24 protein-coding genes are annotated in these 24,176 nt (G+C 63.0%); 14 read left to right on the top strand and 10 right to left on the bottom strand.

The genetic code is table 11. The features are described from left to right. Window positions 1-41: 41 nt before the first annotated feature. From M0D64_RS04030 to M0D64_RS04015, 4 genes are read right to left on the bottom strand one after another with little or no spacing between them, the layout of a single operon-like run. The gene (locus tag M0D64_RS04030; protein ID WP_266256703.1) at window positions 42-1,625 is read right to left on the bottom strand and encodes a TolC family protein; all 1,584 of its coding nucleotides are present in this window, start codon (window positions 1,623-1,625) and stop codon (window positions 42-44) included. Then, window positions 1,612-3,816 (bottom strand): FUSC family protein, encoded by a 2,205-nt coding sequence (locus tag M0D64_RS04025; protein ID WP_266256702.1) that lies wholly within the window; start codon window positions 3,814-3,816, stop codon window positions 1,612-1,614. The genes M0D64_RS04030 and M0D64_RS04025 overlap by 14 nt, the downstream gene beginning before the upstream one ends. Beyond that, window positions 3,797-4,846: a multidrug transporter subunit MdtN gene (gene mdtN, locus M0D64_RS04020; RefSeq protein WP_266256701.1), complete on the bottom strand. Its 1,050-nt coding sequence runs from the start codon at window positions 4,844-4,846 to the stop codon at window positions 3,797-3,799. Before mdtN ends, M0D64_RS04025 begins: the two co-directional genes overlap by 20 nt. After that, window positions 4,843-5,163, bottom strand: coding sequence for a hypothetical protein (locus M0D64_RS04015; RefSeq protein ID WP_233465115.1), 321 nt, complete (start codon window positions 5,161-5,163; stop codon window positions 4,843-4,845). Before M0D64_RS04015 ends, mdtN begins: the two co-directional genes overlap by 4 nt. Window positions 5,164-5,177: 14 nt before the next feature. Between M0D64_RS04015 and M0D64_RS04010 the strand changes: the two genes are divergently transcribed. Then, entirely contained in the window at window positions 5,178-5,312 is a 135-nt protein-coding gene (locus M0D64_RS04010; protein ID WP_266256700.1) for a hypothetical protein, read from the top strand. Between the two features lie 230 nt (window positions 5,313-5,542). Next, window positions 5,543-6,409, top strand: coding sequence for a hypothetical protein (locus tag M0D64_RS04005; RefSeq protein ID WP_308101748.1), 867 nt, complete (start codon window positions 5,543-5,545; stop codon window positions 6,407-6,409). Between the two features lie 168 nt (window positions 6,410-6,577). Here M0D64_RS04005 and M0D64_RS04000 read toward each other — a convergent pair whose 3' ends face one another. Beyond that, entirely contained in the window at window positions 6,578-6,781 is a 204-nt protein-coding gene (locus M0D64_RS04000; protein WP_266256698.1) for a hypothetical protein, read from the bottom strand. A gap of 148 nt (window positions 6,782-6,929) precedes the next feature. On the opposite strand from M0D64_RS04000, the gene M0D64_RS03995 reads away from it, so the two are divergent. After that, a complete protein-coding gene (locus M0D64_RS03995) occupies window positions 6,930-8,759 on the top strand; it encodes an ABC transporter transmembrane domain-containing protein (protein ID WP_266256697.1) in 1,830 nt (609 codons plus the stop codon). 49 nt (window positions 8,760-8,808) lie between these two features. Here the strand turns inward: M0D64_RS03995 and M0D64_RS03990 are convergent, their stop codons facing one another. The 5 genes from M0D64_RS03990 to M0D64_RS03970 all read right to left on the bottom strand — a co-directional run bounded on the left by M0D64_RS03990 (window position 8,809) and on the right by M0D64_RS03970 (window position 13,394). Then, the gene (locus tag M0D64_RS03990; protein ID WP_266256696.1) at window positions 8,809-9,885 is read right to left on the bottom strand and encodes a LacI family DNA-binding transcriptional regulator; all 1,077 of its coding nucleotides are present in this window, start codon (window positions 9,883-9,885) and stop codon (window positions 8,809-8,811) included. A 137-nt stretch (window positions 9,886-10,022) separates the two neighbouring features. Then, the gene (locus M0D64_RS03985; RefSeq protein ID WP_266256695.1) at window positions 10,023-10,982 is read right to left on the bottom strand and encodes a dihydrodipicolinate synthase family protein; all 960 of its coding nucleotides are present in this window, start codon (window positions 10,980-10,982) and stop codon (window positions 10,023-10,025) included. 49 nt (window positions 10,983-11,031) lie between these two features. Next, complete coding sequence (locus tag M0D64_RS03980; protein ID WP_266256694.1) at window positions 11,032-12,351, bottom strand: MFS transporter; 1,320 nt, start codon at window positions 12,349-12,351, stop codon at window positions 11,032-11,034. Between the two features lie 349 nt (window positions 12,352-12,700). Further along, entirely contained in the window at window positions 12,701-13,099 is a 399-nt protein-coding gene (locus tag M0D64_RS03975; RefSeq protein ID WP_154566398.1) for a DUF305 domain-containing protein, read from the bottom strand. A 97-nt stretch (window positions 13,100-13,196) separates the two neighbouring features. Beyond that, window positions 13,197-13,394 carry a heavy-metal-associated domain-containing protein gene (locus tag M0D64_RS03970; protein ID WP_154566399.1) on the bottom strand — a complete coding sequence of 66 codons (198 nt, stop codon included), beginning with the start codon at window positions 13,392-13,394 and terminating at the stop codon, window positions 13,197-13,199. Between the two features lie 73 nt (window positions 13,395-13,467). On the opposite strand from M0D64_RS03970, the gene M0D64_RS03965 reads away from it, so the two are divergent. The 11 genes from M0D64_RS03965 to M0D64_RS03915 all read left to right on the top strand — a co-directional run bounded on the left by M0D64_RS03965 (window position 13,468) and on the right by M0D64_RS03915 (window position 24,085). Further along, the gene (locus M0D64_RS03965; RefSeq protein ID WP_308101747.1) at window positions 13,468-14,025 is read left to right on the top strand and encodes a hypothetical protein; all 558 of its coding nucleotides are present in this window, start codon (window positions 13,468-13,470) and stop codon (window positions 14,023-14,025) included. Window positions 14,026-14,118: 93 nt separating this feature from the next. Continuing rightward, on the top strand, window positions 14,119-14,469 hold the full coding sequence (locus M0D64_RS03960) for a hypothetical protein (protein WP_266256693.1): 351 nt from the start codon (window positions 14,119-14,121) through the stop codon (window positions 14,467-14,469). Beyond that, window positions 14,466-15,899 carry a TolC family protein gene (locus tag M0D64_RS03955; RefSeq protein WP_266256692.1) on the top strand — a complete coding sequence of 478 codons (1,434 nt, stop codon included), beginning with the start codon at window positions 14,466-14,468 and terminating at the stop codon, window positions 15,897-15,899. Before M0D64_RS03960 ends, M0D64_RS03955 begins: the two co-directional genes overlap by 4 nt. Window position 15,900: 1 nt before the next feature. Then, a complete protein-coding gene (locus M0D64_RS03950) occupies window positions 15,901-17,196 on the top strand; it encodes a copper oxidase (protein WP_266256691.1) in 1,296 nt (431 codons plus the stop codon). 180 nt (window positions 17,197-17,376) lie between these two features. Next, window positions 17,377-18,381 (top strand): hypothetical protein, encoded by a 1,005-nt coding sequence (locus tag M0D64_RS03945; RefSeq protein WP_266256689.1) that lies wholly within the window; start codon window positions 17,377-17,379, stop codon window positions 18,379-18,381. Window positions 18,382-18,627: 246 nt separating this feature from the next. Beyond that, the gene (locus tag M0D64_RS03940) at window positions 18,628-18,732 is read left to right on the top strand and encodes a potassium ABC transporter ATPase (RefSeq protein ID WP_199203111.1); all 105 of its coding nucleotides are present in this window, start codon (window positions 18,628-18,630) and stop codon (window positions 18,730-18,732) included. Next, window positions 18,729-18,824 carry a K(+)-transporting ATPase subunit F gene (gene kdpF, locus M0D64_RS03935; protein WP_028193906.1) on the top strand — a complete coding sequence of 32 codons (96 nt, stop codon included), beginning with the start codon at window positions 18,729-18,731 and terminating at the stop codon, window positions 18,822-18,824. Before M0D64_RS03940 ends, kdpF begins: the two co-directional genes overlap by 4 nt. Further along, on the top strand, window positions 18,821-20,629 hold the full coding sequence (kdpA, locus tag M0D64_RS03930) for a potassium-transporting ATPase subunit KdpA (RefSeq protein ID WP_266256688.1): 1,809 nt from the start codon (window positions 18,821-18,823) through the stop codon (window positions 20,627-20,629). The genes kdpF and kdpA overlap by 4 nt, the downstream gene beginning before the upstream one ends. Before the next feature lie 85 nt (window positions 20,630-20,714). Further along, on the top strand, window positions 20,715-22,778 hold the full coding sequence (gene kdpB, locus M0D64_RS03925; protein WP_266256772.1) for a potassium-transporting ATPase subunit KdpB: 2,064 nt from the start codon (window positions 20,715-20,717) through the stop codon (window positions 22,776-22,778). Between the two features lie 18 nt (window positions 22,779-22,796). Then, window positions 22,797-23,378 (top strand): potassium-transporting ATPase subunit KdpC, encoded by a 582-nt coding sequence (gene kdpC / locus M0D64_RS03920; protein WP_266256687.1) that lies wholly within the window; start codon window positions 22,797-22,799, stop codon window positions 23,376-23,378. 8 nt (window positions 23,379-23,386) lie between these two features. After that, window positions 23,387-24,085 carry a response regulator gene (locus M0D64_RS03915; RefSeq protein WP_154567464.1) on the top strand — a complete coding sequence of 233 codons (699 nt, stop codon included), beginning with the start codon at window positions 23,387-23,389 and terminating at the stop codon, window positions 24,083-24,085. Window positions 24,086-24,176: the final 91 nt, after the last annotated feature.

The raw sequence follows: 24,176 nt of genomic DNA, 5'->3' as shown, positions 1-24,176 counted from the left end.
CGCCGCGCGTTCAATCAGCACTCGCGTCCACAACTACGCGCTCACCAATTGTCCCGCATCGGAATCGAGTCAACCGAGCCAGTCGCCAGCGCAAGCGCCGCCGCTGCGGATAACGAACTGCTGTAACTATCCGCGTCCGCGTTCTTCGCCGCCAGCAATTGATTCTGCGCGAGCAACGCGTCGGTGACCGAGCCGACGCCGTGCCGATATGCGTCGAACGCGGCGTCATACGTCGTTTGCGCGGCAGCAAGCAACTCTTTGGACGCAGCCTGTGCGGCGAGACTCGTCTGCAGCGTATTCTGCGCGGCAACGATTTGCCGAACCGCTTCTTCGCGGCTTCGAGTGAGACGGGTCGACGCGCTGTCGGCATCGTTGCGTGCCTGCGCGAGCACGGCCGATCTCAGGCCGCCGTCATACAGCGGAATCGTCACGCCGACGATCACGCTGCCGCCGTAACGACCGCCGCTCAGGTTCACCGTCGGCAGTTGCTGGCCGATGGCCGGGACCGCCGAAATCGACGAACTGCCGGTGTTGTACGCGCCGTTCGCCGAGAGGAACACCTTCGGCATGAAGTCCGACTGGGCCGCCTTTACTTTCGCCAGATTGACCCGCTCGGCCGCATAGGCGCTCAACACGTCGGGGCGGCGAGCGATCGCGGACGACACGATCCGGTCGATCGAGTCGTTCGTGATCGCCGGGAGCGTGTGCGCCGGCATTTCCGCGATCCTGGGCTTCGACAGTGGAGAAATCCCCATCGCGGCGACCAGCGCGAGATAGCTGTTGCTTTCGGCACCTTGCGCCTGGACGAGTGAGAGCCTGGCTTGCGCGCGATTCTGATTGGCCTGCGCGACTTCGATGACCGTGCCGACGCCATGTTTGTAGCGCGACTGCGCGGCAGCGAGGATCGCGTCGGCGTTGTCGAGGCCTTGTTGTGTCGTGACGATGCGGGCGCGCGCGGCCTGGTACGCGTAGAACGCGACGCTGACGTCGAAGATCACCTGTTGGTGAACGGCAGTGAAGGCGATGTTCGCCATCACCGAGGCCTGCGACGCGGCCTCGACGCGCGCGGCGCGTCCGCCGAAATCGAACAGCAGCCATTGCAGCGCGACTACCGAAGTCATGCCGTGCCCCGTTGCAGTCGACGATGAATCGCCGAGCACGGACGTCTCCGAATTATGAAGGCCGGCGTATTGCCCCATTGCCGCGACCGACAGTTGCGGAAGATATGCGGTCTTCGCGATGCCGGCCGCGAGTGCCACATTGCGGGCGTCGTTCCAGGCGATGCGGGTCAGCGGGTTCGCTGACTCCGCCAGATCGATCAGTTCGGGTAGGTCGTATGCATGCGCCTGCTCGAGTGCCGGTGGAGGTGGCACGGCGGCGAGTGCGGGATTGGCGGGGAGTTGGTAGCTGCGTGTGGAGGTGGTCGAGGTCGCCGAATTAGCCGAAGCAGCGGAAGCAGTCGAAGCCGACGCCGGCCCAGGCACGATGGCGCCCGTCGCGTCCGTCTGCGGTTGCCACGGACGGTCGGGACTGTCCGGCGCCATGTCCAGCGATGACGTGGCGCATCCGGTCAAACCCGCTGCGGCCAGGATCGCCAGTGCGAATGAAGGGTTAAGCCGGCGCATGGGTCGCGAGTCCCTTCGCTGCGTCGTCCGACGCAGCGTGTTCGAGTTGAGTGAGGCGTGCATCGCCGAGGCGTAGCAAAGCGGTGCGTGTGTCGTCGTTGGCTGCTGCTTCCGGTAAAGCTGCATTTGGGGCGACCGGCGAAGCTGGTTTCCGCGCGGAAGGCAAAGCCAGGGCTCTCGCGACCGCAGCAGACGTAGCAGCCGCAGCGCCGGTTTCATCCGACGGCACCGGAAGCCCGTCCATGGCCCGCTTAAGCCAGCCTTCAATCGCGGCATCGCCCGGTCGGTGTTCGGCGAGCAGGAACATCGGCCCTTCCAGCGCATCGAGCTTCGCCAGCGCGCTGCGGCGCTCGGCGATCCACTGCGCTTCGGGACGAACCCACGATGGCTCGTAGTGCATCAGCGCGATGTCCTGTTCCAGCGCGCCGCACTGAGCCATGGCGCTCGCGGCCTGCGCCCGGCGCGTGACGGCATCCGGCAGCGCCGCCAATCGCTCCCATTGCTGCCTCAGCGCGACGAGGCCGGCGTCGATGCGCGCGGCCACAGTGACCGGCCACACGCGGGTGAAAACCAGATAGACGACCACGTTGCCGATCAGAATCCCGATCGTGCGATCCCGCGCGACCGTCAGATCGTAGCCAGGCGCCGCGCCCTGCAACACGCACATGAAAAACACCAGGGCGATCTGGAAGCCGGCATACGCCATCCGTGGCGAACCGAAAGCGATCCACGCCGACAGCCATGCACCGACCAGCACGAGCGTCATCAACCCGGCGACGGACGTCAGCACAGGCGTGACGAACACGATCGCCGCGATACCCAGGAGCGCGCCCACCAGACATCCGGCGATCCGCAGCGTCATCTTCTCGACAGTCTCAGCGGTGGTGCCGAGCGACACCATGTAGACCGTGATGAAGCAGGTGTGGATACCGGGCCAGTTGATCTGCGAATAGAGCAGATAGCAGAACATCGCCGCCACCGTGGTTTTCAGCGCGTAGCGGACGTGTTCGGGGTTGGTGAATGCATCCGGAAGAAAGAATCCGCCGCGCTTGCCGGCGGGTGGCGCGGGTTCGGCTTTGATTTGCGCTTGGGGTTGGGCTTCGGTTTCGATTTTGCCCGCGCTTTCGACACTAGTTTGCGCTTCGGCCCGCGCATCGGTCCGCCCATCGGTCCGCCCATCGGTTTCAGTTTTGCCTGCGCTTGCGACATCAGCTTGCGCCTCGACCACAGCGAAGCGGGTGATCGCCTCGTGCAGATCCTCGACGACAAGCCGCGCGAGCGGCGTCAGTTCGGCCCCGCTGGGCAGCTTGAGTTCGATGTCGACTGGATAGCCGCCTGCCTCAAGCATCCGCGCCATGTTCTCCAGCGTCTCGGCGATAGGCGCAGCGAACGATGCCGGCAGCCGTCCCGACGGTTCGCGCACCGCGAGATCGGCCGCGACCAGAATCGTCAGAGTCGACGACACGGCCTGCCGCAGCGGCCCGACATCGTCACGCACCGACGAGCCGTCGACGACCGAGAGCTTGAGCCACGTGCCGATTTCCGCGTCGCCCTCGCGCAGGCATGCGCTGAGTTCGTCGGCCGTCGCCTCGGGTTCGACCAGGCTCTGCGCCGCGAGTCGCAGACGCTTCGCCAGCGCGCGGCCGGCCAGCTTCCGCGGCGACGGCGCGATCAACAGGTTGACGCCGATCGAGATGCCGACCGGAATCGCAACCATCAGCCAGACGTAGAGCAGGGCGCGCGTGGCCACTTCGCCGAACGGCACGCTGCCGAGTTCGTCGAGCGCAAAGCCGACGATCATCGCGAGGATCGCGCCCACCGGCCGCAGCTTGCTCGCCGAGGTCACGAACAGCAGACCGAACGATAGCCCCGTGATGCACGCAACCCGCCACATGGGATCGTCGAGCGCGAACATGGCCACCACCGTGACCAATCCGATCATCAACGTGACCAGCACCAGCAGCGCCGAGCTCAGCATCACGCTCAGCACCCGGTCGGGCCGGCTCAGGAAGAACACGACATAGGCGGAGATCGCGGCTTCCGGCGTGCCGTACGCGCTCGTCACGAACGCCGTCAGCGCGCAGATCAGCGCGATGCGCGCCGCCATCGCCGCGCGCCCGGGATAGGGCGCCAGCAGCTTCAGGATGTCGGCGGGGCCCGGTCGGGCAAGATCACCGGCAGGCTGCGCCATGCCGGACCTCGACTATCGCGCTCGCACCGATTCGCACCAGCCGGGCGGCCGGCTCGTCCAGCCGCACACGCACGGGGAAACGCTGGGCGACCCGCACCCAGTTGACGGACTGCTGCACGATCGGCAAGGTGCGCGGCAGGTTGATACGGTCGGAATCGGCCACGCCCGCGCCGATCCCGACCACTTTGCCGTGGATCGCCTGGCTGCGGTCGATCATCGAATAGACGGTCGCACAATCGCCTGGCTCGATCCGCGCGAGCGCGCCTTCCCGGAAGTTGGCGACGGCGAACCATTCGTCCGCGTGGACGAGCGTGAAGATCGATTGATGCGGCGCGATCGTCTCGCCCGCCAGTACCGATAGCCCCGTGACGAAGCCATTCTGCGGCGCACGCACGACGGTGTCGTCGAGGCCGCGCTGCGCAAGCGCGAGGGCGGCCTCGCGCGCATGCACCGAGGCGACGGCGCCCGCTTCGTCACCGATCGTCTGCGCGGTGGCCTGCTTCTGCTCCTGCGCCTGCTTCAGCGATAACGCCGCGTCATGCTGGGCGACCTGCGCCTGATCCAGTTGCTGAACCGGGACATAGCCCTTCGCCACGAGCGGCGTGAGCCGCTCCACCGTACGCGATGCCAGTTCGTAGTTGTGTGCCGCTTTGCCCGTCTGATCGCCGGCGATAACCGCCGTGGCGCGCTCGCCGACAATCGTCCTGCGCCGCGTGTCGAGCGTTGCGCGGGCCAGTTCGAGATCGGCCTGGGCTTGGGCGACCGCGAGCCGGTAAGGCACAGGATCGATCTCGAAGAGCACGTCGCCCTTCGCGACCCGCTGGTTTTCTTCCACCGGCAGCCTGATGATCCGGCCGCCGACCGGCGACGCGACGTGGACGACGTCGGCATCGATCGTCGCGTCGTCCGTTGACGGAAACCGGGTGGTCCGGTCATAGCCGTACCAGGCCGCCGCGAGGCCGAGTACGACGATCACGCCCGCGATCACGCGGCCCTTGATGGAGGCTTGGCGCTTGCCGGCGATTTTCATAAGAGCTGTCCTGTTCCCGAAAGCCAGCAGAGCACGCCGACCGTCAAACCGATAGCCACGCAGACGGAGAGCTGAAACGGAACGATCTGCGCCCACCCCGTGGACACGAAGATCCGATGGGCGACGAGCGCGCCGATGAGTCCGACCACCGCGCTCAACAGCCAGAGCGGGAAGTAGGCGCCGAAGATTTCATACGACGGCGCACCGCGCAGCGTGCACCCCTGCAAGGACAGGCTCAGGGCAGCGGCGACCGGAAGGTGCCGCGTGCGGAGCACGATCGGGTCGCAGGCGCTTCTTTGATTTGGCTTGAACGGCATTGCGGCGTCGCGAAGTGAGTGAATCCATGGTGGAAGCAACGAAATCACCGGCACTTTACCAGCGCCGCAGTTTCGTTTCGATGTTTTCTGCTATCGCACGCGTTCATCTATTCCAGATCGTCGATATCGATACGGACATCTGGATTTGAAGAAGATTATGCCATGCGATGCGCATATTCGGCATCGTATCTGTTTCTCTTAATCGTCAAAAATGCCGTCTGTCAAGCCCCAGCAAAGGAAGGGCGATTCTCCAGTAAACGTTAAAGACTTTTCTCTTACTGCCGTTTACAGGGTTGCGCGATTTTGCGCAGGGTATATCGAGATCTAATCAATCACTGTGCGGCATTGAGAGTCCGCACCCAGAACTAATAAAATGAAAATGAAAACAAAATCAACTCTACTCGTTTCAATGTTGGGTTCACTTGTACTCGCTGCGTGCGGCGGGGGCGGAGGTGGGGGTAGCAGCACGCCGACTGCCCAATCGGCCAGCACACCGGCAACCGCAAGCGCACCCGCGGCCGCGTCGGCGCCGGCCTTGACGGGTGAGGCACTGCCGAGCCTGACGGCCCCGCAGGCCGGCTCGACGGCTGCCACAGGCAACGGTTCCGAAGGCATCTGGACTCAAACGGGCACGACCAACATGACGGCCTTCGTGGACCCGGCCAGCAACCTCTCTTACATCAACGGCCTGTTCACTGTCGTCACGTCGACGTTCTTCGGGACGATCGCCCCCGCTGCGCCGAACTGGACCTTGACCACCGGCTTCGAGACTTCTTTGGGCGGCATTCGCTACACGGCAACATCGGGAAGCGGGACCTTCACCGCGAACCAGGTCTTGAATGGCAGCTACGTGGCCAACGGCAACACCGTGAATCTGACGCTGAAGTATGACCCGGCGAATGCGCTCGCGGTCACCCAGTCGAGCGTCGCAGGTACGTGGGCGCAAAGTTCGACGACGCTGACGGTCGACGATGCGGGCGGCTTCACCGGTTCGATTCTCGGCTGCGGTGTATCGGGCACGCTGGCGTTGACCACGCCGGGCTCGAGCAAGAACCTTTACACGATGACCGTGAGCGGCACGACGAGCACCTGCACGCTGCGTTCGGGCGTGACCTACTCCGGTAACGCAGCAATCACGTTCCTGCCTGTTTCCGGCAGCACGACGTTGTACAAGCGGACGGTCGTCTATCTGATCAAGGCAGCCGATAACTCGGTGATCGGCTACGGTCAAGTGACGAAGCAGTAAGCCGGTTGAGGGCCGCGGCGCGCACTGGCGCGCTGTGGTCCTCGCGCACTACTTTTGCAATGCAGGTTTCCGGGCCTGGCTGCTTTCTGAGGTGAAGCAGAGCGCGGAGCCGGTTTCCATCGTCTAGGGTATAGCCGCGCATTGGGTTTGCGCGGTTATCTTCGCCGCCTAGCGACGCCCGCTGCGGCCCCACACGTAACGTACCCAACGTTGCCACCTGCTGCGTTGCGGAGCGATAGCGTTGCGCGATGCCAGCTCTTCGCGGTCGCGCTCGACGCTCTTCTGCACCTGTTCGTGGATCTGGCGCAGCGTCAAACCACCGGGGCCTTTCAGTTTGTCGGGATCGGAGTCGGAGTCAGAGTCGTCTTTCATGGGAATAGCCTGGTCCGGATGAGTCGGCTTGATCTTGATACAGATGGATAGTCGCGGCAAGCACGTGAAAGAGGCTTTTACGTGACCCGCCTTCGAATCCGCAGGACTGGCACAATCGGGGTGACCTTCGATTCATCAGGGAATCTCCATGCCAGACGCTGTCCCGTCTTCGCCGCCTGCATCACCTTCACGACGTATCGGCCCTTTGTTTGCCCTGTTTCCCTTCCTGCGCCCCTATGCGGGCCGCTGGGCGCTCGCGTTCCTCGCGCTGGTGACGTCGGCAGGCGCCACGCTGGTGTTGCCGGTGGCGTTCAAATACCTGATCGATCGTGGCTTCGCGGGGGGCGATCGGGCGCACATCGATCGCTATTTCTTCGCGCTATTCGTCGTTTCGCTAGTACTGGCCGCCGCCACGGCGCTGCGCTTCTACCTCGTGTCGTGGCTGGGCGAGCGGGTCACGGCCGACTTGCGGCGGGCCGTCTACGACCACGTGCTGGGGATGAGTCCGCAGTTCTTCGAGACCACGCAGACCGGCGAGGTGCTGTCACGACTCACCGCCGACACCACCTTGATCCAGACGGTGGTGGGCACCAGCCTGTCGCTGGGATTGCGCAACTTCTTCCTGTTGACCGGTGGCGTGGCGATGCTGGCGGTGACAAGCCCGGTGCTCTCTGGTTACATCATCGCGACGCTGGTCGTGGTGGTTGCGCCTATCGTGATCTTCGGCCGGCGCGTGCGGCGCCTTTCGCGCGCGAGCCAGGACAAGATCGCGAACACCAGCGCGTTGGCAGGCGAGGTGCTCAATGCCATGCCGACCGTGCAGTCGTATACGCAGGAACCCTTCGAGGTGCGGCGCTTTGCTGGCGCGGTGGAGGCAGCCTTTGATACAGCGCTCACGCGCATTCGTGCACGCGCCTGGCTGACCGCCGTGGTGATCGTGCTGGTGTTCAGCGCCATTGTGTTCGTGCTGTGGCTCGGCGCGCAGGCGGTGCTGGCCGGGCGGATGACAGCGGGCCAGTTGTCCCAGTTCATTCTCTACGCGGTATTCACGGCTGGTGCCGTGGGAGCAGTGGCCGAGGTGTGGGGCGATCTGCAGCGCGCTGCCGGCGCCACCGAACGTCTGCTGCAACTACTGGCGGCGCGTTCGCCGGTGGTGCAGGCCGAGACCACGGTCACGCTGCCTGCGCGAGGCGAGGGCATCCGTTTCGACAACGTCGGCTTCTCGTATCCGTCGCGCCCCGGCATTGCGGCGCTTTCCGCACTTTCGCTCGATGTCCGTCCGGGCGAACATGTCGCCTTGGTCGGACCGTCCGGCGCGGGCAAGACCACGCTATTCCAGTTGCTGCTGCGTTTTTACGATCCGCAGTCCGGCAGCATTCTGATCAACGGCGTGCCGACGCGCGATGTGCCGCTCGTCGAGTTGCGCAAGGAAATCGGCGTGGTGCTGCAGGAATCGGTGATCTTTTCTGGCAGCGTGCTCGACAACATTCGCTACGGCGCACCGGATGCCACGCTCGCTCAAGTGCAACGGGCGGCAGAGATGGCGGCAGCAGCCGGCTTTATCGACGAACTGCCGCAAGGCTACGACACCTTTCTCGGCGAGCGTGGCGTACGTCTGTCTGGCGGACAGCGCCAGCGCATTGCGATCGCTCGCGCGATCCTGAAGAATCCACCCATTCTGCTGCTGGACGAAGCAACCAGCGCGCTCGATGCCGCCAGCGAACGGCTGGTGCAAAAGGCGTTGGACAATGCCGCGCAGAACCGCACCACACTGGTTATCGCGCACCGTCTTGCGACTGTGCAACAGGCCGATCGCATCGTCGTACTGGAACAAGGCCGCATCGTCGCGCAGGGCCGTCACGCCGAGCTTCTTCTGAGCTCGCCGCTCTATGCCCAGCTTGCCGCCTTGCAGTTCGGCGAGCAGTTGGGGCATGTGGTGCAGCGAGGCGCGGTGAGCGATCCGATTGACTCGGTGTGACAAGCCAACCGTACGCAACCCTGTTCATTCAGAGAGAAGCGCCGCGCAGCTATCGTGCGCTCGGCCCGGTCGATTGCCTGAGCTGAAATAGCGCACGCACTTCGTGTCCGTGCTGCGGGCGCTTGCCGTCGAGCACATCGAGCAGATACTGCGCGGTAAGGCGCCCGATCTCGTACGTGTCGACTCGCATCGTCGTCAGCGCGGGGCGTAGCTCTTTCGCGATCTCGAGATCGTCGAAGCCCGTCACCGATAATTCGCCGGGAATCGCGATACCCAGTTCCTCCGCCTCACGCAGGACGCCAAGCGCGATGTGATCGTTGCCGCAGATGATCGCGGTCGGGCGCTCGCACGGCGCTTGCCAGATCGAGCGCAGGCAGCGTCGGCCGAATTCGATCGTTGATTTGCCTTCGAGCATGTGCTCAGGCCGCACCGCGAGGCCGTGGCGTTCGAGTGTCGAGCGGATGCCCGCCACGCGCGCCTGCACGCGATCGTTGTCGCGCGTCGGCTGGATGCAAACCGCGAACGAGCGATGCCCGAGGCCGATCAGATGTTCCGTGATCTCCGTGTAGGCCGCGTGATTGTCGAAGCCGATGCAGATATGTGGGCTGTCCTTGCGATACGCATACGTGACCGCATAAGGCACGCGATAACTCCGCAACGCCTCGAATAGTTCGGGGGGATGAGCCTCGCCCACCACGGCCATTGCCTCGACACCCCGTGCGAGCATGGCGCGCACCTGCACGAGCGCCTGCGCCGGATCGTAGTTCGAGCAACCGAGCACGAGTGTGATGCCGCGTGCCGCGAACGCGGCCTGCATGGCGCTCACCTGCGAAGCGAACACCTGGTCGTCCAGCGTTGGAATGATGATGCCGGCAATGTGACTGCGCGTGGACGCAAGCGCGCGGCCCGCTGCGTTGGGAAACCAGTTGAGCGTGAGCGCGGCGTGTTCGACACGCTCGCGCACATTCGCCGAGACCTTGTCTGGCTCGTTGTAGACCCGCGATACGGTCGCCGTCGATACGCCCGCAAGCTTGGCGACATCGGACAGCACGGTGCGGCCCGTGTTGCGGCGGGCACGGTTCGTCGGAGTTCGGACGGTGGCCGAAGAGTCGGGGGAGTCAGGCATCGGATCAGAAAACGAAGAGTGAATCGGAGAACGCCCGACATCTTACCGCCGCGTGCGCGCGCGAAGCGCGGGCGGACATGACAGTGGGTGCTCGCGTTCCGGTCACTGGGCGTCCCTGACGGCTGATGCCTGCGAACCTAGCCGCGTTGACCAAGCGCGGCGATGCGCGAACGGAAATGCTCGGTGCCGGCGACGATCTTGTCGAGCACCGCGTCGAGCGCCCAGAAGCGTTCGCGCACGTCGTAGTCGATCGCGCGGCAGCGAATCGAGCCGAACGTGCCGATGCGCTGGTGATAGATCTTCGCAAGCGCGGGGTAACCGAGCGCTTCGGATACGGCGGCGAGCACGAGAAACGTCGCAAGCTCCTCCGCGAGCGCCGGGTCCTGTGCCGCGTCATTGCGCAGCCAGTTGTACAGATCCGGGTGGAAGTTCGTGAATACGCCGTTGAAGCCCGCGGAGCCGGCCTTCATGGCGTCCCACGCGATGGCCGCGTTGGCGTTCAGGATCTTCAGCGGCGAGCCCTGGGCGAGCGCGACGCGTCGCTTGACGGTCGCGAGATCGCAACTCACGTCCTTCAGCATGATGAAGCGGCCGGTATCGATGCAGAGCTTCAATTCATCGTCGGACAGCAGCCGGCGGTAGGGCGCCGGGCATTCGTACAAACCGAGCGGCATGTCCGACGGGATACGTGTGAGGAGCCGCTTGAGATTCGCCGCGAAGGCCTCCGTTCCCTGACGATTCGGATCGAGCCGGTTCGTCACGAGCACGACGCCTTGCGCGCCGGTGGCCGCGGCGACGTTCAGTTCTTCGGCCTGGGCATCGGCGTCGTCGCTGATGTGGCCCGAGACCACGACGGGAATGCGGCCCGCGACCTTCTCGACGACAAAGCGTCCCAGCGCGCCACGCTCGGCGAGCGTCAGAAACTGCATTTCACTCGACTGGGCGACGGCGAACAGCGCGTCGGACCCGTGCGCGATGTACCACTCGATCAGGCGTTCGAGTCCGGCGTAGTCGATGGCGCCGGAATCGTCGAACGGCGTGAGCATCACGGGGACGATGCCTTCGACTGAAGTCGTGGCGTGCTGGGCGGTGGTCATGTTGTTGATCTCCGGGGAAGGATTCGATGAGAGGGCGCGGCGGCCGCCTTCAGGCGGGCGCTCGCAAGGTTTCAGTGGCGACGGGTTGGTCGTCGATCGGTTTGCGCACCAGCAGGAGGTAGCTCATGGCGCCGGCAAACGCGATGCCGGCGGCCGTCAGCAAAGCAGGGACGAACGACCAGGTCTGCGCGATGTAGCCGGTCAGGATCGGTGCGAGGGCACCGCCCAGAAAGCCGCCGAAATTCTGGATCGCGCCGAGCGAGCCGACACGGTTCGGCGGCGCGGCGGCGGTGGCAAGCGCCCATGAACTGGCGGAGGCGGCATTAGCCAGAAAGATCACCACCGAGATGCACACGATCGCGATCGTGTTGCTCTCGACGAGCGCCGCCGGAATGGTGAACGCGACCATGCCGAGCATCGCGATCACCACCGCGTTGCGGCGGCTGGTGACCGGGTTCGTGCTGCCGCTCGTGATGAGATCGGAGAACCAGCCGGCTGTGAGCGAACCCAGAAAGCCGCAGAAGAACGGTATCGACGCAGCAATGCCCGTATGCATCAGGCTCATGTGCCGCTCCATCGTCAGGTAGCCAGGCAACCAAGTGAGGTACACCCAGTTCAGGTAGACCGAGCCGAAGAAGCCGATCAGCATGCCCCACGTGGTTCCGTGAGAAAACAGCGAACGCCAGTCGGCGAACGTGACCGCGGGGGCCGGCTTGCGGTCCGCTTCGTCGCCTTCGAGATAGCGCCGCTCTGCTTCGCTCATCGTGGCTTTGACGGGATCGCGATACACCGCGAGCCATACGACAGCGACCACCAGACCCAGCACGCCCGTCACGATGAAGGCCCAGCGCCAGTGAAACTGAACCACGATGATCGACAGGCAAAGCGGCGCGAGCGCCGTGCCGAGCGGGGATGCCGAATTGAAAATGCCGGTCGGCTTGCCACGCGCACGCAGCGGAAACCAGTTGCTGACAACACGTGCTGCCGACGGAAACTGCGGCGCTTCGCCGATACCCAGCAGGATTCGCGCAAGGATGAACCAGCCGAAAGTCGAGACGAATCCGCCGGCGGCCTGCGCGATCGACCAGACGATCAGGCCGATGCCGAGCAGCTTGCGCGGTCCGATTCGGTCGACGAGGCCGCCCACCGGCAACTGGAACAACGCATAGCTCCAGGAGAACGCGGACAGCAGCAGGCCCATCTGACCGAGTGAGAGGCCCAGGTCATGACGGATCAGCGGATTGGCGACCGCAAGCGTCCCGCGGTCCAGATAGTTGACGATGCCGCTCACCATCAGCAGCGTGAGCGCCACGATCTGGGCGCGGCGGATTTTCGGTGGGGCCTGCTCGAGATTCGGGGTGGCGCTCATGCTGGTTGTCTCCGGTTCATGTGTTTGTTTGGGGCGGGGCGCGCTGATGCGATGTCAGGTCGCCGGGAGATCGGGGTTCTCCAATTGCAATTCTTCGCGCTATGTTAGCGCTTACATGTTGGCGTGTTGACCGTGTGTCAGGCGGTCATTTCAGCCGGTTAAAGCTGTTCGTTTAAAATGATAGCGCTTACATTTTGAGCCACATTCCGACGAAGTGGCAAGTGTCAGAGTGGGTTTGGCGGGTAAACACCAGTCATTCGCGGCTGGATTCCGGCGTTGATGGCGACGCAGGCGCCACCGCGAAGTCAAGCGCGGTGTTAAAGCGTTAAAGCGGTGATGTTGCCCGTTGTCACTTCACGCCGTGCTTTGCCTGCCAGCGCTGCATGAACGCGATCTCATCGTGTTGCGCCTTGATGATGTTTCGGGCGAGGCGCTTCAACTCGGGATCTTTGCCGTATTTCAGTTCCACCTGTGCCATTTCGACCGCGCCTTGATGATGCGGAATCATGTGGGCGACGAAGTCCTTGTCGGCATCGCCCGTGTAGGCAGGCGCATCCATGGCCTGCATCATTTTCTCGTCAGCGTCCTTGAACGCTTGCGTCGATGCGCTCGACCCGGCGTCCGCTGAACCGGACATGTTCATGCCGGGCATCGACGCACCCTGCTGGGCGTAGACGGGCGCCGCGGCGACAGCAAACGCAACGCTGCTGAAAAGGCAAAGGGCACGGAGTGCGCGAAGGTTTTTCATATTGGATGTTCCGTTGGGAAAAAGTGATATCAGGCGACCATGATGCCGCGACCAGGGTGCTCAGCTTAATCGATAGACACAGCTTGATGCGATCTCTTTAACGCTTGAGCGAAGGATGAAACCCTGCCGCTTCGATTGCCTCGATGACGCGTTCCGGCGGCAATGTCGATGCGACCTTCACGATTTTAATGGCGACATCGACGTCGAGCTTCGCCTCCGGGTCGAGGCCAGTCACTGCACGAGTAATGGCATTGGCGCATCCGCCGCATGACATGTCCGGGATTTGGAATTCCATTTCTTGCCTCCGATGAGAAATCACAACTTAAGGTTGGACCTTCCCATGGGGGGAAGGTCAAGCATATACGTCCATGTTGTTGATACTGCCGCCAACCGTCGCCCTATCGACGCAAAAAGCCGCCGCGGACTGTTGCGGTCCGAGCCTTACCGCCTTCCTATCCTCTTATCTTCTTGGCTTCTTAAACAGCGTGCTAGACTCCGTTCCCATGTCTTACTGGCGCAAACTCTTCCTCGTCGTGCTGCTCGCGCTGAGCCTTCCGGTTCAGTCGTTCGCGGCCGTCTCCATGAAATGCGACTCGTCGCATGTTGGTGGAGAAGGGGTGTCCATGCTCCATGAGAATGCTGGCGAGGCGACTCGCCAACATGACCATGCTGCGATGATGGCCGATAGCGCCAATGACATCGCCGGTGCCCATTCGCAGAACGACAGTCACCCTGGCGGCGCGCATCATGCGCACGCCTGCTCGACCTGCGCGTCGTGCTGTTTCGGCGGCGGCTTGCCGGTCGCTCCGGTTGCGGCGATATCCGCCGACGCCGTCCATTTCGCTGTGCCCCTGCCTCCCTCTGTCCGTGTCGCGTCATTTCTGACTGACGGCATCGAACGACCTCCCCGAATCTCTCTCGTCTAGTTCCTTCGCAGCGTGATGCTGCGATGTTCAATTTCGCCTTGATGGCCGCACGTTGCACGTCGGCTGTCCGGGTGGCATACGACGAGAAAATCAATGCGAACGTTTATTGCGGCGCTGCTCGGCGCGACGGCAGTATTGCCGGCGCTCGTGCACGCCATATCACCACTTCCTGATCCGGCGGATGCCGCGGCATCAGTTCCGGCGGTCAATGTGCCGTCCGCCTTCGCGGACTATCGGCCATACCTGGAACAGAAAGCGCCCACCTGGCAAGCGCTCAATCGCGCGGTGGCGAGTCCATCGGGCAAGCCCGAGATGGACCACGGTCAAATGCATTCAGGCGATGCCGATGCCAACCACAGCTCCGGCCACGGCTCCAACGCCGGCTCCAACCAAGGCTCTAGTCACAGCAGCCACGGTGCCCATCAAGAGGGGCCGGCAGAATGAAGCAGCATCTCTTTCTCACTGGCCGAGTCATTGCCGTCACTACCGCATTGGCGTTCCTCGCCGGCTGCACGACCTTTTCGAAGGACGGCGGCTTCGACACCGTTTCAACAACAGCATCGCAGCGGCTCGGCAAAGACGCCGTGCTAGTCAGGACGGACGAAGATCGAAACGCTGTCGCCAAACGCACGCAGGAACTGCTATCCCGGCCACTCGGCATGGACGACACGATCCAGATCGCACTGTTGAATAACCGCGGATTGCAGGCCTCGTATAGCGAACTCGGCATTGCCGAGGCGGACCTGGTGCAGGCGGGACGGCTGCCGAATCCCGGCTTCACATTCAGCCGCACGCACGGCGGCGACGATCTGAGCATCAGCCGTACGTTCACGCTCGGAGTGTTGAACGTGCTGACGCTGCCGTTGTCGACACGCATCGAGAGTCGCCGTTTCGAGCAGACCCGGCTGCTCGCGGCGGACGCCATGCTCAAGGTCGCCGCCGATGCTCGACGCGCCTATATCGGCGCGGTCGCGGCGCAGCAGTCCGCCGCCTACGCTGAGCAGGTGAAGGATTCGGCGGAAGCCGGCGCCGAACTCGCATTGCGCATGCAGCAAGCCGGCAACTTCAGCAAGCTCGACTATGCGCGTGAGCAGGCCTTCTACGCGGAAGCCGTGGCGCAAGTGGCGAAAGCGCGGCAGCAGTCGATATCCGCGCGGGAAAAGCTCACTCGCACGATGGGCCTATGGGGTTCGCAAGCGCAGTACGACCTTCCCGAGCGTCTGCCTGACCTGCCTGCAACGAGGCCCGAATTGCAGGAACTCGAACACTTCGCGATGCAGAACCGGCTGGACATCCAGGCAGCGAAACTGCAAACGCAGAGCGTTGCAAGCTCATTGGGCCTAAGCCAGGCAACGCGATTCATCAATGCGTTGGACGTCGGCTATCAGAACAATTTCACGACCTCCGACGGCCGCGAGCAGGGCTACGAGATCAGCGTCGAGATTCCGATTTTCGACTGGGGCGCTTCGAAAGTGGCGCGCGCCAAAGCGATCTATCTGCAGTCGGCGAACCGCGTCACCGAGACCGCGATCAATGCGCGCTCGGAAGTTCGAGAATCGTATTCGGCCTATGTGACCGACTACGACGTTGCGAAGCACTATCGCGACGAAGTCGTGCCGATCCGCAAAACGATCTCGGACGAACTGCTGCTTCGCTATAACGGCATGCTCGCGAGCGTGTTCGAACTGCTCGCCGATTCGCGCGACCAGATCGGCGCGGTGAACAGCTATATCGACGCGCTCAAAGACTACTGGCTCGCGGAAACCGACCTGCAACAGGCGCTCGGCGGCCGTCTGCCACCTCTCGCGATGGCCGCTGTGCCATCTACATCCATGATGCCGCAAGCGTCATCCACAGATTCTGAAGGTCAATGACATGGTGTCTCGTCGAAATTTTCTGGGCGGCTCTGGAGCCGCGTTGTTGGGCGCGGCACTCGTTAGCAAGGCCGGCGCTGCGTCATTGCCTGAAGCGCCTACGATGGGGAAGGCCGCGATGCAGGCACCGCTCGCACCTCCAAATGGCCGGCCGTATGCACCCGTCGCCACGTTGAACGGCTGGTCGCTACCGTGGCGTATGAAAAACGGCTGGAAGGAGTTTCATCTGATTGCCGAGCCGGTGGTGCGCGAACTGGCGCCGGGCATGAGCGCGAACCTGTGGGGCTATAACGGCCAGGCGCCGGGGCCGACCATCGAGGCCGTTGAAGGCGAGAAGGTGCGCATCTTCGTGACCAACAAGCTGCCGGAGCACACCACGGTTCACTGGCACGGCATGCTCCTGCCGTGCGGCATGGATGGCGTCGGCGGTCTCACGCAGCCGCACATTCCGCCGGGTAAGACCTTTGTCTACGAGTTTCAACTGGAGAAACACGGCGCCTTCATGTATCACCCGCACGCCGACGAGATGGTGCAGATGGCAATGGGCATGATGGGCACATTCATTGTTCATCCGAAAGACCCGGGCGTCATGCAGGTGGATCGCGACTTCGTGTTCATCATGTCCGCATACGATATCGACCCGGGCAGCTTCACGCCGCGCGTGAACGAGATGACCAACTTCAACATGTGGACGTGGAATGCGCGCGTCTTTCCTGGCATCGATTCCTTGCCGGTACGCGCCGGCGACCGCGTGCGCATCCGCGTCGGCAATCTGACGATGACCAATCATCCGATCCATCTGCACGGCTATCATTTCGAAGTGGTGGGGACGGACGGCGGATGGATTCCGCCTTCCGCCCGCTGGCCCGAGGTGACCGCGGACGTCGCCGTCGGCCAGATGCGCGCCATCGAGTTCACGGCGAACCGTCCGGGCGACTGGGCGTTTCATTGCCACAAGTCACACCACACCATGAACGCGATGGGCCATCAGGTACCGAACCTGATCGGTGTGCCGCAGAAAGACCTCGCGCAACGCATCAACAAGCTGGTGCCCGATTACATGGCGATGGGCAGCACGGGCGGCTCGATGGGCGGGATGGAAATGCCGCTACCCGACAACACGCTGCCGATGATGACCGGCACGGGGCCGTTCGGCGCGCTGGAGATGGGCGGCATGTTCACCGTCGTGAAAGTGCGGGAGGGATTGGGGCGCAACGACTATCGCGATCCGGGGTGGTTCAGGCATCCCAGGGGGACGGTGGCCTATGAGTACACCGGCGAGATGCCGGAGGGTTGAGCCGGCAGCACGGCGCGTCATCCAGGGAAAACCTTACCGATCCTTTGTACGCTAGCTCACCAAGATGAGCCAAACTTTACGTGATCAAATTTTTTGAGGTGTTATGCTGAGCCGTCCCTGCCTTCGCAGAAAACAGGTCCGTGCCATTTTTAAAAATACCTAATTAATTAGGAGTCAGGCATGTTGAGAAAGGTGGTCGATCGGGCGAAACAGATCCGACGCAGCGAGGGATTCAAGCATTCCGTGGCCATGCCGCGCCGGATTTCACTTCATGCTACGCAGCGTTTGAACAGGGGCATCTTTTCCATCGAGATTCGGGAGAACTCCGGTTTTTTCTCCGTGATGCAGATGGTCCTGTTTATTCTGATGTATTGCGACGAGAAATGCCTCACCCCGTGCATCAGCGCACGCGGTGGGCTGTATGGCGATGCCGAAGGGAAGCTGGACTGGTTCTCGGCCTTCTTCGAGTCCGTCCACACCACCTCCGGCGCCGCGATCACCCATAAGGTCAGAACGTCGACAGTGCGCGACCTGGTTCAACTGGGCTTTCGTCAGCGCTATGAATCCCGGCTTCGACTCAGCAGTGCAAGCGAGCTCTTCTTCGCGCACTATCGTCCGGCCGCGTCTATCTGCGAAGAAGTCGACGCGATTTGCCAGAAGCTCGGGCTCGGCGCGTCGACCCTTGGCGCGCATTTCAGAGGGACCGACAAGGCGCAGGAAGCCGTCCCGGTTTCATGGGGAAGCTTTTGCCGCCACGTGGAAGCCACGCTCGCGGAAAACCCGCACTTGACCAATATTTTGGTTTCGAGCGACGAACGAGCGTTTATCGATTTTTTTGTCGCCTGGCCATTCAGCAAGCCGGTCAGGGTCGCGCCGGCAAAGCATCTCGCCTGTGGCAGCACGCCCGTTCACTTCAGCGGCTATCCGGGACTCGAAATCGGCCGCGAGGCGCTGGTGTCCTGCCTGCTTCTGGCCAATTGCGGGTTCCTCGTGAAGACGCCGTCTTATCTGTCCGCATGGTCGAAGATATTCAATCCCTCCCTTCCGGTGAAGCTCGTCTCGCCTCCGCGCCCGGACGCATTCTGGTTTCCCGATAGCCAGCTCTGGATCGAACAGGCTGCGCGCGATGAAGCCGCTCAAGCGGCGCAAGCGGTTCAAACGAGTAAGGCGGCCAAGGCGGCTTAAGCCTTTTAAGCCGCTTACGCGGCGGCCGCTTTCAAACAGCAGTGCGAAAGCCTGAAAGTCTCCCTCAAACTGCAGGTTGAACTGCCTGCCTGAAAGTCTCCCAGCAAGACCATGCCGCTGCGCTAGCCCGGCGGTCTCTCGCACCACGTCCATCGTTTTTACGAAACTCCGCGAAGTATTGACGCTGCGTTTACGCGGATTTTCCTAAATTTCACGGTGCAGGCGTTCCCTGTGGGAGACCCGATCATGGATCTGCTTTACCTCATCGCCATCATTGCATTCAGTGGCCTCGTCGCGGCCTTTGTAATTGGCTGCGACAAGCTTCGCCGCGCGCCCGGAGGCCGTCCATGACCACCTGGATGACCTGGCTCGCGGCGGCCTCGACGCTGATTTTGTTCGCTTACCTCGTGTATGCCTTGCTACGCGCGGAGGCTCTCGAATGAACTTCAACAACCTGTTTCAGCCCGGCCTGTTCATCGTCGTGCTGATCGCACTCGCCATCCCGCTCGGCCGTTACATGACCGGTGTGGTGGACGGCTCTTCGGTCGTCGTGCGCCGGATAGGGCGGCCGATCGAAGCCGCACTCTACAAGCTCGCCGGGGTCGACCCCAGCGCCGAAATGTCATGGAAGCACTACGCGCTGGCCGTGCTGGCGTTCAATACGCTCGGCGTGTTCGCGGTGTATGGATTCCTGCGTTTGCAGCAATGGCTGCCTGCAAACCCGCAGGGCTTCGGACCGATGACGCCAGACGCCGCCTTCAACACGGCAATCAGCTTCGTGACCAACACGAACTGGCAGGACTACACGCCGGAATCGACCGTCAGCTATCTGACGCAGATGGCCGCGCTGACGGTGCAAAACTTCTTCTCGGCCGCCACCGGCATTGCCGTCGTGGTCGCGCTGATTCGGGGTTTCGCACGCCATACGGCCGCGACGATCGGCAATTTCTGGGTCGATCTCACGCGTATCACGCTGTATATCCTCGCGCCGCTCGCAACGGTCATCGCGCTTGTCTTCATCAGTCAGGGCGTGATTCAGAACTTCAAGTCATACGAAGACGTGCCGACGCTGCAGGTGACGACGTATCAGACGCCGAAGAACGATGCCCAGGGCAACCCCGTCAAGGACGCCAAGGGCAACCCGGTGATGGTGGACAACAAGGCCGACAAGCAGACTATCGCCATGGGGCCGGTCGCGTCGCAGGAAGCGATCAAGATGCTCGGCACCAACGGCGGCGGCTTTTTCAACGCCAATTCCGCGCATCCGTACGAGAACCCGACACCGTTCGCCAACTTCGTTCAGATGATAGCGATGCTCGTTATCCCGGCTGCGTTGTGCCTGGTGTTCGGCCGGATGGTGGGCGACAAGCGCCAGGGCTATGCGGTGCTTGCCGCGATGACGATCGCGTTCGCGGTCGCCTGTTGGGGCGAGATTTCGTCTGAGCAGAACGGCAATCCGCTGTATGCGTCGCTGCATGTCGATCAAACGGCGTCGGCCGCGCAAACCGGCGGCAACATGGAAGGCAAGGAAACCCGCTTCGGCATCGCGCAGTCCGGCATCTTCACCGTGGCGACCACCGCCGCCTCGTGTGGCGCCGTTCTCAACACGCACGATTCGTTGACGCCGATGGGCGGCTTCGTTCCGCTTCTGCTGATCGAACTCGGCGAGGTGATCTTCGGCGGCGTTGGCTCGGGCCTGTACGGCATGCTCGTGTTCGCCTTGCTCGCGGTGTTCGTGGCCGGCCTGATGATCGGGCGAACGCCGGAATACATCGGCAAGAAGATCGAGTCGTACGAGATGAAGATGGTGTCGATCGCCGTGCTGCTCACGCCGCTGCTTGTGCTGGTCGGTGCGTCGATCGGCGTGCTGACGGCGGCCGGCGTGGCGGGTGTCTCCAATCCTGGGCCGCACGGATTCTCCGAGATTCTCTATGCCTACAGCTCGGCCGCCAATAACAACGGCAGCGCTTTCGCGGGCCTCTCGGTCAATACGCCGTTCTACAACAGCACGCTGGCCATCGCCATGTGGTTCGGCCGCTTCGGGTCGATTGTGCCGGTGCTGGCGATCGCTGGATCGCTAGCCGCAAAGAAACGCATCTCCGCGACCGCCGGCACGCTGCCGACGCACGGTCCGCTGTTCGTCGTGCTGCTGCTCGGCACCGTGGTGCTGGTCGGCGCGCTGACGTACGTGCCTGCCCTGGCGCTCGGCCCGGTCGTCGAACATCTGATCATGGTCGCGGGACATTGACTGAGAGGACAGCATGACTAACGGACTCCAACCGCCGGTTCATCAGCCGGGCAACATCGGTCAGGCGCGCAACGCCGCGCGCTCGATGTTCGACCCGTCGATTGCCCGGCCGGCGCTCGTCGATTCGTTCAGGAAGCTCGCGCCACGCCATCAGTTGCGTAACCCGGTGATGTTCTGCGTATACATCGGCAGCATTCTGACGACCATTCTGTGGATTGCGGCGCTTGCGGGCCAGGCCGAAGCACCCGCCGGATTCATCCTCGCGATCGCGCTCTGGCTGTGGTTTACCGTGCTGTTCGCCAACTTCGCGGAGGCGCTCGCTGAGGGCCGCTCGAAGGCGCAAGCGGCTTCGCTGCGCGGCGCGAAGCGTGACGTGATGGCGAAGCTGCTGCAGGAAGCGCATCCCAAGGCGCCGATCCGCATCACGACGGCCACCGATCTGCGCAAGGGCGACGTCGTGCTGGTCGAAACCGGCGACGTGATTCCGGCGGACGGCGAGGTGATCGAAGGTGTCGCGTCGGTCGACGAGTCGGCGATCACGGGCGAATCCGCGCCGGTGATCCGCGAATCGGGCGGCGATTTTTCGTCGGTGACGGGCGGCACGCGTGTGCTGTCGGACTGGATCGTCGTGCGGGTCAGCGTGAATCCGGGCGAGGCCTTCCTCGACCGGATGATCGCGATGGTGGAAGGCGCGAAGCGTCAAAAGACACCGAATGAGATCGCCCTGACGATCCTGCTGGTCGCGCTGACGCTCGTGCTGCTGTTCGCAACCGCGACGCTGCTGCCGTTCTCGATGTTCTCGGTCGAAGCCGCGAAAGCAGGGCATGTCGTCACGATTACCGCGCTGGTCGCGCTGCTGGTGTGCCTGATTCCGACCACCATCGGCGGTCTGCTTTCGGCGATCGGCGTAGCGGGCATGAGCCGGATGATGCAGGCGAACGTGATTGCCACCTCGGGCCGCGCTGTTGAAGCCGCAGGCGACGTCGACGTGTTGCTGCTCGACAAGACCGGCACGATCACGCTCGGCAATCGCCAGGCGTCGGCTTTCACGCCGGCGCCGGGCGTCACGGAGGAACAGCTCGCCGACGCCGCGCAGTTGTCTTCACTTGCGGACGAAACACCGGAAGGGCGCAGCATCGTCGTGCTGGCGAAGCAGCGCTTCAATATCCGCGAACGCGATATGCACGCATTGCAGGCGACCTTCCTCGCCTTTAGCGCACAGTCGCGCATGAGCGGTGTCGATCTGCCCGACCGTGAGATTCGCAAGGGCGCTTCCGATGCGATCAAACACTATGTCGAGGCGCACGGCGGTCGTTTCCCCGCGGAGTTGACGGCTGCGGTGACGGAAATCGCACGGCGCGGCAGCACGCCGCTGGTCGTCGCGCAGCAAGTGCGCGGCGAGAGCGCTGCACGTTGCATGGGCGTGATCGAGTTGAAGGACATCGTCAAGGGCGGTATCAAGGAACGCTTCGCCGAACTGCGCAAGATGGGCATCAAGACCATCATGGTGACGGGCGATAACCGCCTGACCGCGGCAGCGATCGCTGCCGAAGCAGGCGTGGACGACTTCCTCGCCGAGGTGACGCCGGAGGCCAAGCTCGCCACGATCCGCTCGCATCAGGCTGAAGGCCGGCTCGTGGCAATGACCGGCGACGGCACCAACGACGCCCCGGCGCTCGCGCAAGCGGACGTGGCGGTGGCGATGAATACCGGCACGCAGGCTGCGAAGGAAGCCGGCAACATGGTCGACCTCGATTCGAATCCGACCAAGCTGATCGAGATCGTCGAGATCGGCAAGCAGATGCTGATGACGCGCGGCTCGCTCACCACGTTCTCGATTGCGAACGACGTCGCCAAATACTTCGCGATCATCCCGGCGGCGTTTGCGACAACCTATCCGCAATTACGTGTGCTCGACGTGATGCATCTGAGCTCGCCTTCATCGGCCATTCTCTCGGCGGTGATTTTCAATGCGCTGATCATCGTTGCGCTGATTCCGCTGGCACTCAAGGGCGTGAAGTACCGGCCGCTCGGCGCGGCGTCGCTGCTGCGCCGCAATCTGCTGATCTACGGGCTGGGCGGCATTCTGCTGCCGTTCCCGTTCATCAAGCTGATCGATATGGTGCTGAACGTGTTCGGCTGGGTCTGACCTAATAGAGTGAAGATCATGAAAACGCTGATTCGCCCGGTACTTGTTCTGTTCATCCTGATGACTGTGATTACCGGGGTGATCTATCCGATCGTTGTGACCGCAATCGGTCATGCAGTCTTCGCGGCTCAGGCGAACGGCAGCATGCTCGAGAAAGATGGCAAAGTGGCCGGCTCCGCGCTGATCGGCCAGCAGTTCGACGCGCCGTACTATTTCTGGGGACGCCTGTCGGCCACCACGCCCCAGCCGTACAACGCGCAGAACTCGGGTGGTTCGAACCTTGGCCCGACCAATCCCGCGCTCGCTGACGAAATCAAAGGCCGTCTCGATGCGTTGAAGGCGGCAGGTAACGATATGTCGCAACCGGTGCCGGTGGATCTCGTGACGTCGTCGGGTAGCGGCCTCGACCCGGAAATCAGTCCGGCCGCTGCCGCCTATCAGGTGGCGCGCGTGGCGCAGGCCCGCGGCTTGCCGGTCGATCAGGTGACCAATCTTGTTGCGCGCAATACGTCGGGGCGGCAGTTCGGCATTTTCGGCGAGGCCCGCGTGAATGTGCTGAAGCTCAACCTGGCTTTGGATGACCTCAAGCCGATGCATTGAGCCTGCGGATGAGCGATCCCACCGTAACAGTCGTTGTGATCGACGCTGACAAAGCCATCCGCCGCTTCATTCGTACTAGCCTCGAAGCGGCCGGCATGAGCGTCTTCGACGCACAGACCGGCGCACAAGGCCTGGCGCAGGCTGCGACGCGGCTGGCGGATCTCGTCATCATCGATCTGAGTTTGCCGGACATGGACGGCATCGAGGTGATCCGCGAGTTGCGCGGCTGGTCCGCGATGCCGGTGATCGTCCTGTCGGCGCGAAGCCGCGAAGAAGACAAGGTTGCGGCGCTCGACGCCGGCGCCGACGATTACCTCACCAAACCATTCGGCTTGCCCGAACTTGGCGCGCGGATCAGAGCGCATTTGCGCAGGCAGACCAACGGCGACAGGGTCGGCGTGCCTCAGGTTCAGTTCGGCCTCGTCACAATCGATCTCGGCGAGCGCAGGGTCGTGCGCGGCAGCCGGGTCGTCCATCTCAGCCCCACCGAATATCGCCTGCTCTCCGCGCTGGTGCGCCATCCTGGGCGTGTATTGACGCATGAGCAGTTGCTCGGCGAGGTATGGGGTCCCCTGCAGACCGACAACCACCACTACCTGCGCATCTACATGGGGCATCTGCGCCACAAGCTCGAGCGCGATCCGGCACACCCCGAACACATCGTCACCGAGGCCGGCGTGGGCTACCGGCTGGTCGGCGTGCGGTGATTTTCACAGGATTTTTATATCGCCGGCGGCAATCGATTCTCGGCCTTTACGGTGTCGTTCGTATAGTTCAAGTCTGGCGTTTCGCCGCAGG

Origin of the sequence: Paraburkholderia sp. WS6 (assembly GCF_030464835.1) — a bacterium.
Classification (GTDB): domain Bacteria; phylum Pseudomonadota; class Gammaproteobacteria; order Burkholderiales; family Burkholderiaceae; genus Paraburkholderia; species Paraburkholderia madseniana.
Note: the sequence above shows the minus strand (reverse complement) of the source record. Positions and strands in the feature narration are given on the sequence as shown.